This window comes from Bosea sp. 685 (assembly GCF_031884435.1).
Lineage (GTDB): Bacteria > Pseudomonadota > Alphaproteobacteria > Rhizobiales > Beijerinckiaceae > Allobosea.
The window spans coordinates 752,403-767,935 of record NZ_CP134779.1; the positions used below are offsets into that span (position 1 = coordinate 752,403).

The 15,533-nt window shown below is 66.5% G+C and carries 14 protein-coding genes; 10 read left to right on the plus strand and 4 right to left on the minus strand.

Annotation, left to right across the window (positions count from 1 at the left end; genetic code table 11):
• The first annotated feature begins 42 nt into the window (after positions 1-42).
• From paaX to paaE, 6 genes are all read left to right on the plus strand, one after another.
• Complete coding sequence (gene paaX, locus RMR04_RS04540) at positions 43-912, plus strand: phenylacetic acid degradation operon negative regulatory protein PaaX (RefSeq protein WP_311913209.1); 870 nt, start codon at positions 43-45, stop codon at positions 910-912.
• Between the two features lie 119 nt (positions 913-1,031).
• Positions 1,032-2,021 (plus strand): 1,2-phenylacetyl-CoA epoxidase subunit PaaA, encoded by a 990-nt coding sequence (gene paaA, locus RMR04_RS04545; RefSeq protein WP_311913210.1) that lies wholly within the window; start codon positions 1,032-1,034, stop codon positions 2,019-2,021.
• A gap of 77 nt (positions 2,022-2,098) precedes the next feature.
• On the plus strand, positions 2,099-2,386 hold the full coding sequence (paaB, locus tag RMR04_RS04550) for a 1,2-phenylacetyl-CoA epoxidase subunit PaaB (RefSeq protein WP_311913212.1): 288 nt from the start codon (positions 2,099-2,101) through the stop codon (positions 2,384-2,386).
• Between the two features lie 10 nt (positions 2,387-2,396).
• Positions 2,397-3,173, plus strand: coding sequence for a 1,2-phenylacetyl-CoA epoxidase subunit PaaC (paaC, locus tag RMR04_RS04555; RefSeq protein WP_311913214.1), 777 nt, complete (start codon positions 2,397-2,399; stop codon positions 3,171-3,173).
• Positions 3,174-3,202: 29 nt separating this feature from the next.
• Positions 3,203-3,706 (plus strand): 1,2-phenylacetyl-CoA epoxidase subunit PaaD, encoded by a 504-nt coding sequence (gene paaD, locus RMR04_RS04560; RefSeq protein WP_311916050.1) that lies wholly within the window; start codon positions 3,203-3,205, stop codon positions 3,704-3,706.
• Between the two features lie 10 nt (positions 3,707-3,716).
• Positions 3,717-4,802, plus strand: a complete 1,086-nt coding sequence (gene paaE / locus RMR04_RS04565) for a 1,2-phenylacetyl-CoA epoxidase subunit PaaE (protein ID WP_311913216.1) — start codon at positions 3,717-3,719, stop codon at positions 4,800-4,802.
• A 202-nt stretch (positions 4,803-5,004) separates the two neighbouring features.
• Here the strand turns inward: paaE and paaK are convergent, their stop codons facing one another.
• From paaK to paaG, 3 genes are read right to left on the minus strand one after another with little or no spacing between them, the layout of a single operon-like run.
• Positions 5,005-6,333 (minus strand): phenylacetate--CoA ligase PaaK, encoded by a 1,329-nt coding sequence (gene paaK, locus RMR04_RS04570; protein ID WP_311913218.1) that lies wholly within the window; start codon positions 6,331-6,333, stop codon positions 5,005-5,007.
• Between the two features lie 24 nt (positions 6,334-6,357).
• Positions 6,358-6,774: a hydroxyphenylacetyl-CoA thioesterase PaaI gene (gene paaI, locus RMR04_RS04575; RefSeq protein ID WP_311916051.1), complete on the minus strand. Its 417-nt coding sequence runs from the start codon at positions 6,772-6,774 to the stop codon at positions 6,358-6,360.
• A gap of 56 nt (positions 6,775-6,830) precedes the next feature.
• Positions 6,831-7,652, minus strand: a complete 822-nt coding sequence (paaG, locus tag RMR04_RS04580) for a 2-(1,2-epoxy-1,2-dihydrophenyl)acetyl-CoA isomerase PaaG (RefSeq protein WP_311913219.1) — start codon at positions 7,650-7,652, stop codon at positions 6,831-6,833.
• A 131-nt stretch (positions 7,653-7,783) separates the two neighbouring features.
• Between paaG and paaZ the strand changes: the two genes are divergently transcribed.
• Complete coding sequence (gene paaZ / locus RMR04_RS04585; protein WP_311913221.1) at positions 7,784-9,823, plus strand: phenylacetic acid degradation bifunctional protein PaaZ; 2,040 nt, start codon at positions 7,784-7,786, stop codon at positions 9,821-9,823.
• A 222-nt stretch (positions 9,824-10,045) separates the two neighbouring features.
• Here the strand turns inward: paaZ and RMR04_RS04590 are convergent, their stop codons facing one another.
• Entirely contained in the window at positions 10,046-10,804 is a 759-nt protein-coding gene (locus RMR04_RS04590) for an alpha/beta fold hydrolase (protein ID WP_311913222.1), read from the minus strand.
• A gap of 136 nt (positions 10,805-10,940) precedes the next feature.
• Between RMR04_RS04590 and RMR04_RS04595 the strand changes: the two genes are divergently transcribed.
• The 3 genes from RMR04_RS04595 to RMR04_RS04605 all read left to right on the plus strand — a co-directional run bounded on the left by RMR04_RS04595 (position 10,941) and on the right by RMR04_RS04605 (position 15,524).
• Positions 10,941-11,420 carry a MarR family winged helix-turn-helix transcriptional regulator gene (locus RMR04_RS04595; RefSeq protein ID WP_311913223.1) on the plus strand — a complete coding sequence of 160 codons (480 nt, stop codon included), beginning with the start codon at positions 10,941-10,943 and terminating at the stop codon, positions 11,418-11,420.
• A gap of 173 nt (positions 11,421-11,593) precedes the next feature.
• Positions 11,594-13,168, plus strand: coding sequence for an ABC transporter substrate-binding protein (locus RMR04_RS04600; protein WP_311913224.1), 1,575 nt, complete (start codon positions 11,594-11,596; stop codon positions 13,166-13,168).
• 31 nt (positions 13,169-13,199) lie between these two features.
• A complete protein-coding gene (locus RMR04_RS04605) occupies positions 13,200-15,524 on the plus strand; it encodes a penicillin acylase family protein (protein ID WP_311913225.1) in 2,325 nt (774 codons plus the stop codon).
• The last annotated feature ends 9 nt before the right edge of the window (positions 15,525-15,533 follow it).

Sequence of the window (15,533 nt, forward strand, 5' to 3'; positions counted from 1 at the left end):
CCTGCCGCTTGCGGTTGCGGCGCCGGGCGCTACTGATCGCCGATGTCCCGCGCCACCCTCGACCCGATCCTCGACCATCTTCGCGGCGAGCCGTCGCGGACCTGGTCGATCATCATCACCATCTATGGCGATGCGATCGTGCCGCGTGGCGGCTCGGTTTGGCTCGGGACCTTGCTTGCGTTCTTCCGGGCGATGGGCTTGTCCGATGGGCTTGTCCGTACGGCGATGTCCCGGTTGGCGAGCGATGGCTGGCTGGAGCGCATCAAGGTCGGCCGCAACAGCTTCTACCGATTGGCCGATAAGGGGCGCGACACCTTCCGGCTCGCGTCGGAGCAGATCTACACGCTGCATTCGCTGCCTTGGCCGGGGCGTTTCGACATGGTGCTGCTCGATGGCGGCGCTGATCGCGAGGCCACGAAGGCGGCGATGGAGAGCGCAGGCTTCGGAACCGCCTCGCCCGGCCTGTGGCTTGCGCCAGCCGGCGCCGCGTTGCCGGAACTGGTAAACGGCGCGCTGCGCTTCGAAGGGAGCGGCGACCTCTCGACCAATCGAGCGCTTGCGGCGAGGAGTTGGCCTCTCGATACCATCGCCGAAGCCTATCGCCGTTTCCAGGCGGCGTTCGAGCCGCTTGCGGCCGGCCTCGAGGGCGGCGTTCGCCTGTCCGATCTCGATGCGCTCGTCGCCCGCATCCTGCTGATTCACGAATACCGCCGGGTCGTGTTGCGCGACCCCGTCCTGCCCGCCGATATCCTGCCGGAGGACTGGCCAGGCGCATCGGCACGCAGCCTGTGCGCCGCGATCTACCGCCAGGTGCTGCCTGGCTCGGAACGCTGGCTCGACCAGAACGCCAGCAATGAAAGCGGCGAGCCGCTGCCGCGCTCGAGCGAGATCGAGAGCCGATTCACGACTTAACCTCAGGCCCTCGCTGCGCGGTCGCAGGCCTCATCGTGCGATAATATGTTACAGAAAATTGTTGACGTGACTTTTTCTGTTACATATAAATTGGACCAACGAGAAAAGAGGAGGAGCGCATGTATACGCAGGCCCTCAACACCAATCCCGATTCCGGCGAACGCCAGCTCGAGGATGCCGGCCTCGCGGCCCGGTTCCAGGCCAGGGTCGATGCCGAGGAGCGGATCGAGGCGAACGACTGGATGCCGGCGGCCTATCGCCGGACCTTGACCCGCCAGATCTCGCAGCACGCCCATTCCGAGATCGTCGGCATGCTGCCGGAGGGCAATTGGCTGACGCGGGCGCCGTCGCTGCGCCGCAAGGCCGCCCTTCTGGCGAAAGTCCAGGACGAGTGCGGCCACGGCCTCTATCTCTATGCTGCCGCCGAGACGCTCGGCGCATCGCGCGAGGAACTCGTCGACCAGCTTCTGAGCGGCAAGGCCAAGTACTCGTCGATCTTCAACTATCCGACGCTGACCTGGGCCGATATCGGGGCGATCGGATGGCTCGTCGACGGCGCGGCGATCATGAACCAGATCCCGCTCTGCCGCTGCTCCTATGGCCCTTACGCACGCGCCATGATCCGGGTCTGCAAGGAGGAATCCTTCCACCAGCGCCAAGGCTACGAGATCATGCTGACGCTGTCGCGCGGTACGTCCGAGCAGAAGGACATGGCGCAGGACGCACTGAACCGCTGGTGGTGGCCCTGCCTGATGATGTTCGGGCCGCCCGATGCCGCCAGCCTGCACTCCGACACCTCGACGCTGTGGAAGATCAAGCGCTTTTCCAATGACGAGCTGCGCCAGAAATTCGTCGACGCCACCGTGCCCCAGGCGCGGATTCTCGGGCTTTCGCTGCCCGACCCCGAGCTTCGCTTGGATGAGGAGACCGGGCACTGGCGCTATGGCGAGATCGACTGGGACGAGTTCAAGCAGGTGATCGCCGGCAACGGCCCGTGCAATCGGGAACGGCTGGCGGCGCGACGCAAGGCCCATGACGAAGGCGAGTGGGTGCGCGAGGCGGCGCTCGCTTACGCGCAGAAGCAGCGCGGCAAGGCGCTCGCCGCCTGAGCGAGCGCCGCCGGTGGGCTGAGGCAAACACAACAGACAGCGCGCCGGCAAAGGCAGCGCGGCAAGGGAGATGACGCATGGCCGGGCCGATGATGCCGCTCTGGGAGGTCTTCATCCGCAGCCGTAACGGGCTCGCGCACAAGCATGTCGGCTCGCTTCATGCCGCAGACGCCAAGCTGGCGCTCCAGGCGGCGCGCGACGTCTATACGCGCCGCGGCGAAGGGCTTTCGATCTGGGTCGTGCCGTCGACCGCGATCATCGCCTCGGACCCGAGCGATTCCGGCATGATGTTCGAACCGGCGGAGACGAAGATCTACCGGCATCCGACCTTCTACGAAGTGCCCGACGATGTCGGGCATATGTGAGGACATCGCCATGCCCGTCGCATCGATCTCCGTCTCCGACACGCCGCTGCTGCGCTACACCCTGCGGCGCGCCGACGACGCCCTGATCCTGGGCCATCGCCTCTCGGAATGGTGCGGCCACGCGCCGATGATGGAAGAGGACATGGCGCTGGCCAATATGGGCCTCGACCTGATCGGCCAGGCCCGCTCGCTCTACGCCCATGCGGCCAAGGTCGAAGCCGCCGGCCGCGACGAGGATGCCTATGCCTATCTGCGCGACGTGCGCGGCTACGGCAATCTTCTCCTGGTCGAGCAGCCCAATGGCGATTTCGCCCAGACCATGCTGCGCCAGTTCCTCTACGCAGCCTTCATCGATCCGTGGTGGCGCGCCATGATGGCCAGCACTGATCCGACGCTGGCCGCGATCGCCGCCAAGGCCGAGAAGGAGACCGCCTACCATCTGCGGCACGCCTCGGAATGGGTGGTGCGGCTGGGCGACGGCACGCCCGAGAGCCATAGGCGGGCGCAGGCCGCGCTCGATGCGCTCTGGCCCTTCACCGGGGAGATGTTCGAGGTCGATCCGGTCGAGCGGGAGCTGATTGCCGAAGGCATCGCGGTCGATCCCGAGAGCCTGCGCGCCGGTTGGCGCGAGACCGTCGCCAGCGTGCTGGCCCAGGCGACGCTTGCCGTGCCGCAAAACGACTGGATGCAGAAGGGCGGGCGCAACGGCCATCATACCGAGCATCTCGGCCATCTCCTGAGCGAGCTGCAATATCTGCAGCGCGCCTTCCCCGGTGCCGTCTGGTGAACGCCGTCGCGCGCGATCGCGATGCGGCTATGCTCAACGAGAACCGGCTCGACGAGGCTCGGCTCGACGAGGTCCGGCGGATCGCCGGCGCCGTCGTCGATCCGGAAATTCCGGTGCTGTCGATTGCTGATCTCGGCGTACTGCGCGAGGTGCGCCTCAATGACGGCAGGGTCGAGGTCCTGATCACGCCGACCTATTCGGGTTGCCCGGCGATGACGATGATCGCGCTGGAGATCGAGCTCGCGCTGGAGCAAGCCGGCCTCGGGCCCGCCACGGTCACGACAGTGCTGTCGCCGGCCTGGACCACCGATTGGATGAGTGAGGACGGCAGGCGCAAACTATTGGAATATGGCGTCGCGCCTCCTGCCAGAAGCGCCGGACGACGGGCGCTTTTCGGTACGGAAGAGGTCGCCTGCCCGCAATGCGGCTCGCTCGATACATCCCGGCTCGCCGAATTCGGCTCGACCTCATGCAAGGCGCTCTGGCGCTGCAATGCCTGCCGAGAGCCTTTCGACTATTTCCGCTGCCATTAGTAGGGGCGCCATGTCCACCGCCACACCCCGCTTCCATCGCCTGGCCGTCCGCGACGTGAAGCGCGAGACGCAGGACGCCGTCTCGATTGCCTTCGCGGTGCCCGAGGATCTTGCCGCCGATTATCATTTCGCACCCGGCCAGTATCTGACCCTGCGCGCGACGATCGAAGGCGAGGACACGCGCCGCTCCTACTCGATCTGCTCGGGTCCGCAAGACGGCGAACTCAGGATCGCGGTCAAGCAGGTCGATAACGGCCTGTTCTCGACCTGGATCAACGGCAATATCGCGATCGGCGACGCGGTCGATGTGATGACGCCGACTGGCCGCTTCGGCCTCGAACGCGATCCGGGCGATGGGCGCATCCATGTCGGTTTCGCGGCGGGGTCGGGCATCACGCCGATCCTGTCGATCATCCGCGGCGTGCTCCAGCGCGAGCCGACGAGCCGTTTCTTCCTGTTCTACGGCAACCGCTCGACCGAGGACATTCTGTTCCGGGCGAGCCTGGAGGAGATGAAGGATCGCTTCCTTGGGCGGCTTGCGATCTTTCACGTGCTGTCGCGCGAGGAGCAGGATCTGCCGATCCTGAACGGACGCCTCGATGGCGAGAAGGCGCGGCTCCTGCTGCGCAGCATCGTCCCGGCGGCGGCGGTCGACCATGTCTTCATCTGTGGCCCGACCGCGATGAGCGAGGATCTGGAAGCGACCCTCCAGGAGATCGGCATTGCCGGGGACGCCATCCATGTCGAGCGCTTCGTCTCGGCGCTCGGCGGCCGGCCTCGGCCGAAACCCGTCATCGTCGAGGCGAGCGCTCCGCCCGCCCATCTCGGGGCGATGATCGTCGATGGCAAGCGCCGCGAAATCCCGATCGCCGCGGGCGAAGCCATCCTCGACGCGGCCTTGCGCGCCGGCATGGACCTGCCCTTCGCCTGCAAGGGCGGCATGTGCTCGACCTGCCGGGCCAAGCTCGTCGAGGGCGAGGCGCAGATGGCGGTGAACTACTCGCTGGAGCCATGGGAGCTCAAGGCCGGGTTCATCCTGACCTGCCAGGCTCATCCGACCAGCGCGCGGGTGGTGGTGGATTTCGATCAGGTTTGAAGTGCTGCGCTCGCAATGACGGGAACGGCTAGAGCCCAATGATCTTGCTCGGAAACGCGGCGTCATCCTGGACAAGCGGCGAAGCCGCGCAGATCCGGGATCCATCATAGGGATCGGCGCCGCTTTATGATGGATCCCGGGACGAAGCTCTGCTTCGCCCAGGATGACGCCGTGGTTCCGACCGAACTCATCAGACCCAGCTCTACCCCTTCGGGCGCTTGTCGATCACACGCTTGGCCTTGCCGGCGGAGCGCTCCAGCGTTCCGGGAGGCTGGATCACCACCCGTGTGGTGATGCCGATCGTGTCCTTGATCCGCGTCACCAGCCGCTCGGCCTGAACGCTCAGCCCGGCGCTATCCCACATCCCCTCACGAGCCTCGGCCAGCACCGTCATTTCGTCCATGCGGCCCTCGCGCGTCAGCTCGATCAGGAAATGGCCGGCGCACCAGTCGGTGGCGAGCAGCGCTTCCTCGATCTGGGTCGGGAAGACGTTGACGCCGCGCAGGATCATCATGTCGTCGCAGCGTCCGGTCACCTTCTCCATGCGCCGCATGCCGGGCCGGGCCGTGCCCGGCAGAAGCCGGGTCAGGTCGCGGGTGCGATAGCGGATGATCGGGAAGGCTTCCTTGCTGAGCGAGGTGAAGACCAGTTCGCCCGGTTCGCCGTCGGGCAGCACTGCGCCCGTCTCGGGATCGATCACCTCGGGCAGGAAGTGATCTTCCCAGATGTGCAGACCATCCTTGGTCTCGACGCATTCCTGGGCGACGCCGGGGCCGATCACCTCCGACAGGCCATAGATGTCGGTGGCGTCCATGGCGAAGGCCTGCTCGATCTCCTCGCGCATCGCATTGGTCCAGGGTTCGGCTCCGAAGACGCCGAAACGCATCGAACTCGCGCGCGGATCGAGCCCCGCCTTGGCGAAGCCGTCCAGGATGGCGAGCATGTAGCTCGGCGTCACCATGATCACCTCGGGCTTGAAATCCGTGATGAGCTGGACCTGGCGCTCGGTCATGCCGCCCGACATCGGTACGACGGTGCAGCCGAGCCGCTCGGCGCCGTAATGGGCCCCCAACCCGCCGGTGAACAGGCCGTAGCCATAAGCGACATGCACCATCATGCCCGGGCGCGCGCCGGCGGCGCGCAGCGAGCGCGCCATGACATTGGCCCACATGTCGATATCGGCCAGCGTGTAGCCGACCACGATCGGCCTGCCGGTGGTGCCAGACGAGCCGTGGATGCGGGCGAGTTTCTCGCGCGGCACCGCGAAAAGCCCGAAGGGATAATTGTCGCGCAGATCCTGCTTCACCGTGAAGGGAAACTTGGCGAGGTCCGAGAGCTGGCGGAAATCGGAGGGGTGGACGCCGGCCGCATCGAAGGACCGGCGATAATGCGGCACGTTCTCGTAGGCATGCCGCAGCGACCATGCCAGGCGCTCACGCTGGAGCGCCATGATCTCGTCGCGAGAGGCGCGCTCCGCCGTATCGAGCCCGTCCTTCACCGCACCGTCATACGCCATTGCATGAAGCGCCATGGTCGCCGTCTCCTTCCCTCAAGCTTATGATCGGATCGCGCTCTGCGGCGCGTTGGCGGCAGGCTCGATGAACGAGCCGCCGATGGTGCGGGAATGCCCGCGGAACTCGGCGATCGTCTCGCCGTCGCTGCTGACACGGACATCATAGATGCCGGAGCGACCGCTGCGCGAGACTTCACGGGCAGAGGCGACCAGACGGTTTCCGGCCTTGCCTGGCCGGACATAAGAGATGCTGCAATGGGCGGCGACGGTGGTCTCGCCATAGGAGTTGCAGGCGAAGGCAAAGGCACTGTCGGCGAGCGTGAAGATGAAGCCGCCATGGGCCGTGCCGTGGCCGTTGGTCATCTCGGGCGAGATCGACATCGCCAGCACGGCCTCGCCCGGTCCGGTCGAGACAATCTCCATCCCCAGCGCCTGGCTCGCCTTATCGCTGGCCCACATCACCTGGGCGGCGCGACGCGCGATCTCGTCGGGCGAGAGAGCGGCGAGAGGCGCGCTCACGAGTCGCGCCCGGAAAAACGCGGCGGCCGCTTCTCCATGAAGGCGCTCACCCCCTCGCGATAATCCGGCGTGCGGCCGGCCTTGCGCTGGAAATCACGCTCAAGGTCGAGCTGCTCGTCCAGGCTATTCTCTTGCGCGGCATCGAGCGCCTGCTTGATCAGGCTGAGCCCCTGCGTCGGCTGCGTCGCGAGATGCGCGGTCAACCGTTCGGCCTCTTCCTGCAGGGTCGCGTCCTCGACGGTTTTCCAGATCAGGCCCCAGGCTTCGGCGGTCTCGGCCGGGAGAGGTTCCGCCAGCATGGCAAGCCCGCGCGCCCGCGCCGGGCCGACCAGCCGAGGCAGGAAGAAGGTTCCGCCCGAATCCGGCACGAGGCCGACCTTGACGAAGGACTGGATGAATTTTGCCGAGCGGGCGGCCAGCACGATATCGCAGGCGAATGCGATATTGGCACCAGCGCCGGCGGCGACGCCGTTGACGGCGCAGACCACCGGCTTGCGCAAAGCGCGCAGCCGCCGCACCAGCGGGTTGTAGAAGGCTTCGATCGTCGCGCCGAGATCATGCGGTCCATCGCCGCCGAGACGGTCGCTCAGATCCTGCCCGGTGCAGAAGCCGCGACCGGTGCCGGTGAGCAGAACCGCGCGGCAGCGCTCGTCGGCGCCGGCCTCGTCGAGGGCCGCGGCCAAGGCCTGGTGCATGGCTTCGTTGAAGGAATTCAACCGCTCCGGGCGGTTCAACGTCAGCTTGGTCCAGCCGTCGCGCTGGTCGACGAGAAGCACGGGCTCCAAGTCTGTCGTCGGCAAGCCTGTCTTCGGCTGCATCTTTAATCCTCCCTGGGTCGGGCTCTTCAGAGCCTCTTGAATTAACCGGCCGATCGGTTAATCTTTCACGCAAGGAGCTCGCTTGTCAACCTGCGAACGCAAGGCTCCGCTGACCGGGAGGACACAAAGCCATGACCGCGATCCTGCAAAGCTATGCGCTCGACCAATGGTTCGAGGCATCCTCCGGTCTCATCGATATTCCCAGCGCAATCGATGGCCGGGTTGTCGCGCGCGCTTCCAGTGCCGGGCTCGATTTCGCCGCGGTGGTTGCGCATGCACGCGACGTCGGCGGACCGGCTCTGCGGGCGCTGAATTTTCATCAGCGAGCCGATCTGCTCAAGGCGCTGGCGACCTATCTCAACACGCATAAGGAGCCGCTTTACGCTCTGGCTGCCGAGACCGGCGCGACCAAGCGCGACAACCTGATCGATATCGACGGCGGTATCGGCACGCTGTTCGCCTATGCCTCGCGCGGGCGGCGGGATCTGCCGAGCGAGCGTTTCGTCGTGGAGGGTGCGAGCGAGGCGCTGTCCAAGGGCGGGAGCTTCGTCGGCCTTCATGTGCTGACCCCGCTCCAGGGCGTCGCCGTCCACGTCAACGCCTTCAACTTCCCGTGCTGGGGCATGCTGGAGAAGCTCGCGCCCGCCTTGATCGCCGGCGTTCCCGTCATCACCAAGCCTGCGACGGCGACAGCCTATGTCACCGAAGCCGTCATCCGGCTGATCGTCGAGTCCGGCATTCTGCCTGCGGGTGCGCTGCAGTTCATTTGTGGCGCGACCGGCGACCTGCTCGACCATCTCACGGGGCAGGATGTGCTCTCCTTCACCGGCTCGCTCGGCACCTCGGAGAAGCTGCGCAACCACCCGGCCGTCTCGCGCAATGCCGTACGCTTCATCGCCGAGCGCGATTCCCTCAACGCCGCGGTGCTCGGCCCGGACGCTGGTCCCGGCACGCCCGAATTCGATCTCTTCGTGAAGGAGGTCGTCCGTGAAATGACGGTGAAGGCAGGCCAGAAATGCACGGCGATCCGCCGCATCTTCGTTCCGCGCGAGCTGGAGACAGCCGTCGGCGAGGCGCTGACCGCCCAGCTCGCCGCGATCAAGCTCGGCGATCCGCGCCTCGATGAGGTCCGCATGGGGCCATTGGTGAGTCTGGCCCAGCGCGAAGACGTCCGCGCGAAAGTGGCTGAGATCGCAGGAGAGGCTGAGATCCTGTGCGGCGATCCGGCAGGCGGCGAGGTGATCGGCGGCGATATCGCGACGGGCGCCTTCATGCAGCCGGTGCTGCTGCGTTGCGCCAAACCGCGCGAAGCCCGCCATGCGCACACGACGGAAGCCTTCGGCCCGGTTGCGACCTTGATGGGCTATGACAGCCTGAATGAGGCCGTCGCGCTGGTGGCGATGGGCGAGGGCAGCCTGGTGGCATCGGTCTTCACCTATGACCAGGCGGTGGCTGAGGCGCTGATCTTCGGCATGGCCTCCTATCATGGCCGCCTGCTCGTGCTCGACCGCGACTGCGCCAAGGAATCGACCGGCCACGGTTCGCCGCTGCCATACCTGCTCCATGGCGGTCCCGGTCGCGCTGGCGGCGGCGAGGAGCTCGGCGGCCTGCGCGGCGTGTTCCACTATATGCAGCGCACGGCCTTGCAGGGCTCGCCCGGGCGCCTCTCGCTGCTGACGGGCAATTGGATCAAGGGCGCTCCGGCGCCCGTCGCGGCAACCCACCCCTTCAAGCTGGACTTCGATGCCCTTACCGTCGGCGATACGGTCGAGACCGGTGCGCGCGCGATCACGCTCGATGACATCGAGCATTTCGCCCATTTCAGCGGCGACACCTTCTATGCGCATATGGACGAAGAGGCGGCCAAGGCGAATCCGTTCTTCCCGGGCCGCGTCGCCCATGGCTATCTGATCCTCGCCTTTGCCGCAGGGCTTTTCGTCGATCCGGCGCCCGGACCGCTGCTGGCCAATTACGGCCTCGACAACCTGCGCTTCCTCAAGCCGGTCTCGCCGGGCGACACGATCCGCGTCCGCCTCACGGTCAAGCAGAAGCAGGCGGCGCGGAAGCCGGAATATGGCGAGGTGCGCTGGGACGCCGAGGTCTTCAACCAGGATGGCGAGACTGTCGCGCGTTACGAGCTGTTGACGATGAGCGCGCGCGCCGCGGCGTAGTCGAAGCCGTCACCGCCTGTGCCGTTGCAGGTTATGGCTGGCCGGTCGGATCGTTTGAGGCAGGGCTGAAGCGGCGCTTTCATTGCCGCTGAGCAGAGCGACGATGGACGCCGCGCCTCTCTCGAAATAGCCGCGTAGGCTGATGAGCAAAAGGGCGGGCCCTTTTGAGGCCCGCCCTGCATTGTCGATGACGACGAATTCGTTGGATCGTCTTGGCTCAGCTCACTTGGCGTTTGCGGCCTTTTCGATGATCTCGGCGACGACGCCGGGCTTCGAGACGTAGACGGCATGGCTCCCCTTGGTCTCGACCACGGTCGCTCCGGCGCGCTTGGCCATCTGGCGCTGGGCGGGCGGCGGGATCATGTGGTCGTCGGTGGCGACCAGGTAGAAGCTCGGCTTGACCTTCCAGGCCGGGTTGGTGACCGCGCCGGTCAGCGCGGCCACGGCCCAGGGCACCTGCGAGTCGGCCATGAAGGCGGCCGTCTTGGCATCGACATCCGCCGCGAAGGCGGCTGCGAACTTGGCCTTGTCGAGGGCCAGGAAGCCGTCGACCGGCGGCAGGATCGGCGGGACGGAAGCGCCCGGAGGCGGGTTGGCGATCAGCGAGGCGACGGACTCGCCCTGATCCGGCGCGAAGGCTGCGATATAGACCACCGCCTTGACCTTCTCGTCGGTACCGGCCTCGCTGACGACGACACCGCCATAGGAGTGGCCGACGAGCACGACCGGCCCGTCCTGCTGGGCGATCGCCCGCTTGGTGAAGGCGACGTCATCAGCGAGAGAGGTGGTCGGGTTCTGGACGATGGTGACGTTGTAGCCCTTTGTCTTCAGCTGGTTGTAGACGCCCTGCCAGCCGGAGCCGTCGACGAAGCCGCCATGGACGAGGACGACGTTCTTGACGGCAGGGGCGGCCTGGACGGTGGTGCCGGCGACGACGGCGGAGAGGGCAAGCGCGGCGGCGGAGATCAGGGTCTTGGTCATGACAGTGGTTCCTTTCCTGTATCTGCGATAATCATTATCGCGATAATCAGTCCCATACCGACCCGCTCCGAGCTTGTAAAGCGATTTCTTTATCGCGATATTCTTTTTCGCGAAGACGCCATTCCCGAGGACCCCGATGACCGACGCCCCGACCCTGCCGCTCGACGGCCAGCTCTGTTTTTCGATCTATTCCGCCTCGCTGGCGATCCAGCGCGTCTATAAGCCGATGCTGGACGGGCTCGGCGTGACCTACACCCAGTATCTCGTGCTGAGCGCGCTCTGGGAGAGGGACGGGCTGACGATCGGGGCGATCGGCGAGCGGCTGGCGCTGGAACCGAGCACGATCACGCCGGCGGTCAAGCGGCTCGAGGCGGCAGGCTTTCTTACGCGCCGGCGCAGCAGCATCGACGAGCGTCTGGTCGAGGTGCATCTCACTGAGAAGGGCGTGAGCCTGCATCCCAAGACGGGTTGCCTGACCGATGCGCTGCTGCGCCATTCCGGCTTCGACATCCCTGGGATGATCGCACTCAACAAGCTGGTCCAAACTCTGCGGCAGGGCATGCGTGAGGCGACCGCCGGGCAGTCGGAAGCGGCGAGGGGAGATGCTGCAGATTGAAGCGGGGCCGCTGATGCGTGGCGCTGTTCGAGCCTCTCATGCGCGCCTGCGGGGATAGCAGGAACGGCGTGCCACCTGGCACAGCCGCGCCGGCAAAGCTTGACACCGCGATCTCGATATATCGTATATTCGCATTGTACCTTTCACGCGGTCTCACAGCTAAAGGGGAAGCCATGTTGCGACAGGAACTGAGCAAGCGTGGTGTTCTCGTGGGCGGCGCGGCGGCGCTGGCGAGCCTCGTCGTTCCGACAGTCTCCCAGGCGGCACCGAAATCGATGATCGCCGTACTCGAATCCGAGGTCGTGATCCTCGATCCGCATGCCACGACGGCGGCGATCACACGCACCTTCGCCTATCATGTCTTCGACACGCTGTTCTCGATGGACATGGCGGGAACGATCCACCCCCAGATGGTGGACACGTTCGAGACCGCGCCTGACGGCCTGAGCTGGCGGTTCAAGCTGCGCGACGGCCTCTCCTGGCATGACGGCGCGCCTGTCAAGGCCTCGGACTGCGTCGCCTCGCTCAAGCGCTGGGCCCGCGGCGATGCGCTCGGCAAGATGCTCATGGCCGCTGTGACCGGGATCGAGGCGGTGGATGAGCGCAGCTTCAGGATCGTGCTGCGCGAGGCCTTCCCGCTGATGCTCGACGTGCTGGGCAAGCCCAATGCCCCCGTGCCGGCGATGATGCCCGAGCGCATCCTCCCGCCCGGGGACGAGCGTATCAAGGAGATCATCGGGTCGGGGCCCTTCAAGTTCAAGGCCAGCGCCTGGCGGCCGGGCGACCGCGCCGTTCTGGAGCGCTTCGAGCAGTACAAGCCGCGCGCCGAGAAGCCCGATTTCCTGGCCGGTGCGAAGGTGGTCAAAGTCGACGAGGTGGTCTTGCGCGTCATGCCCGACGACGCGACGGCGACGACCGCGCTGATCGCCGGCGAAATCGACTACATGCAGTATCTGCCCTTCGACTGGCTCGACAAGCTCGAGAAGGCGCCGAACGTGAACATCATGGCTCTGACCGGCCTCGACATGTTTCAGGGCAATTTCCGTCTCAATCACGCGACCGGTCCCTTCGCCGACCGGGCGGTCCGCGAGGTGCTCTGGAAGCTGGTCGACCAAGGCGAGGTCCTGCAGGCCATCGGCATCCCCGATCGCTATCTGGTCAAGAACTGCCCGTCCTTCTTCATGTGCGACGCGCCTCTCAGCAGCACCGAGGGCGCAGCCACCGCCAGGCTTGCGATCGAGGAGGCCCGCGCCGCCCTCAAGAAGACCGCCTACAAGGGCGAGCCGGTCGTCTTCCTGTCGGTTGCGGGCTCGATCTCGCAGACGGCCGGGACGGTGCTGGCCGACAACATGCGCAAGGCCGGCTTCACCGTCGATGAGCAGGTGATGGACTGGGGCACGGTTCTCGCACGCCGGGCCAAGAAGGAAGGCTGGGGCATCTTCCCGGTCTATGCCAATGGCATCGACATGATGTCGCCGCTGACGCATTTCTACATCGGCAACAACTGCGCGAACTATGCCGGCTGGAGCTGCGACGCGGTAATCAGCGAGAAGCTCGCAGCCTATGCCAGGGCGCCCGACCCCGCCATGCGCAAGCGCATCGCGGCCGAGATCCAGGTCGAGGCCTACAAGGACACGCCCTCGGTGATGTGGGGCCAGTTCAGCCGGCCGGCCGGCTACCGCTCGCGCGTCAAGTCGATCGTGCAGTCCAGCTTCCCGATGTTCTGGCAGCTCACGCTCGACGCCTGAACTGCCACAACGCGCCTGACGAGAGATCTCCATGACGACTGATGCCGATCGCGACGCCCTTGCGGCGGCCCTGCCGCCGCTGTCGGGTTCCTTGTCCCTGCCCGGCCTGGAGGCGCGTGTTTCCGTCCGGCGCGATGCCTGGGGCATCCCGCACATCAAGGCGGTGGGCGAGGCGGATGCCTATCGGGCGCTCGGCTTCGTCCATGCGCAGGACCGCCTCTTCCAGATGGAGCTGACGCGCCGCAAGGCGCTGGGGCGTGCCGCCGAATGGCTCGGAGCCGAGGCGGCCGAGGCCGACATCCTGGTGCGGCGGTTGGGTATGGAACAGGCTTGCCGGCGCGATTACGACGCGCTGGCCGGCGACGCGAAGGCGATGCTGCAGGCCTATGCGGCCGGTGTGAACGCGTTCCTGGAGTCCGGCGCGCCGGTCCCTTGCGAATACACGCTGCTGGGCGCAACGCCCGAGACCTGGGAGCCCTGGCACAGCATCGCAGTGATGCGGCGGCTCGGCCTGCTGATGGGCTCGATCTGGTTCAAGCTCTGGCGGATGCTGGCGCTGCCGATCGTGGGCGCGCAGAACGCGCTGAAGCTGCGCTATGACGATGGCGGGCGCGATTTGCTCTGCATTCCCCCCGGTGCCCAGGCCGACCGCTTCGAAGCCGATCTGGCGGCGCTGGCGCCGACAGTCGATCACCTGCTCAAGGCCATGGGCGGCGATGCCTCGGATGCGGCCGGAGGCGGCAGCAATAACTGGGCGGTCGGCCCGGAACGGACGGCGACGGGGCGGCCCATTCTCGCGGGCGATCCCCATCGCGTCTTCGAGATCCCCGGCATGTATGCGCAGCACCATCTCGCCTGCGACCGCTTCGACATGATCGGCCTCACCGTGCCGGGCGTGCCGGGCTTCCCGCATTTCGCCCATAATGGCAGCGTCGCCTATTGCGTCACCCATGCCTTCATGGACATCCACGACCTCTATCTCGAGCAGTTCACTGACGAGGGCAGAATGGTGCGCTTCGGCGAGGGCTTCGAGCCCGTCAGCCACCGGCGCGACCGCATCGCCGTCAGGGGCGGGGCCGACCGGGAGTTCGAGATATTCGAGACGCGCCATGGTCCCGTGATAGCGGGCGATCCGCGCGAGGGCGTCGGCTTGTCCCTGCGCTCCGTCCAGTTCGCCGAGACCGACCTCTCCTTCGACTGCCTGACGCGGATGCCTGCGGCCTCGACCGTCTCGGAACTCTACGAGGCGACGCGCGGCTGGGGGCTGATCGACCATAATCTCGTCGCCGGCGACACGGCCGGCGCGATCGGCCATCTGGTGCGCGCCCGCGTGCCGGTGCGCTCGCGCGATAATGGCTGGCTACCCGTGCCCGGCTGGACGGCTGAGCATGAATGGCAGGGCTGGATCGCGCATGAGGCGATGCCCTGCGTCATCGACCCGCCCGGTGGGCTGATCGTCACCGCTAACAACCGGGTCGTGGCGGATGACCATCCCGACTATCTCTGCACCGACTGCCACCCTCCCTATCGCGCCGAGCGCATCCTGCAGCGGCTCGATTCAGGGGTGCCTTTCGCCGTCGCTGACGCGGCGGCAATCCATGGCGACACGCAATCCCCGCATCTTGAGCTGTTCCGCACTCGCCTCGCGGCGCTGGGCCAGCGCGAACAGGCCGGCGCGGAGCGGCTGCGGCAGGATCTGCTGGCCTGGAACGGCCGCATGGACGCGGATTCGACCGCGGCCGCCGCCTATAACGCCTTCCGGCGAGCCCTGACGCGGATCGTCACCCTGCGCAGCAGGTTGGAACAGGCCACTGCGCATCGCTTCGCCGCGGTGGCGCCCGGCGTCTCGCCGCAGGGCCAGGTCTGGTGGGCGGTGCCGACACTATTGCGCAACGACGATGCCGGAATGCTCAACGGCTCGACCTGGGACGATTTGCTGTCGGAGGCGCTGTCGGAAGCGGCGGCGACCCTGACCGGCCGGAGTTGGGGCGAGGAGCATCGGCCGCGCTTTGCCCATCCGCTCTCGCCGCAGTTCCCCGACTGGGCGCAGCGGCTCGATCCGCCGTCTTTGCCGGTCGGCGGCGACGGCGACACCGTGCTCGCGATCGGGATCGTGCCATCGGCCGGCCCGGTGGCGACCTATGGTGCGCTGTCGCGCTATGTCTTCGATGTCGGCAACTGGGACAACAGCCGCTGGGTCGTCTTCCACGGCACCTCCGGACACCCGGCAAGCCCCCACTACGCCGACCAGAATACGCCCTGGAGCGCCTGCGAGATGGTGCCGATGCTCTATGACTGGGAGCGCATCGCGGCTGAGGCGAAAACGGTGCAGGAGCTGGTGCCGCCTCGCGCCTGAGGCGGCCGA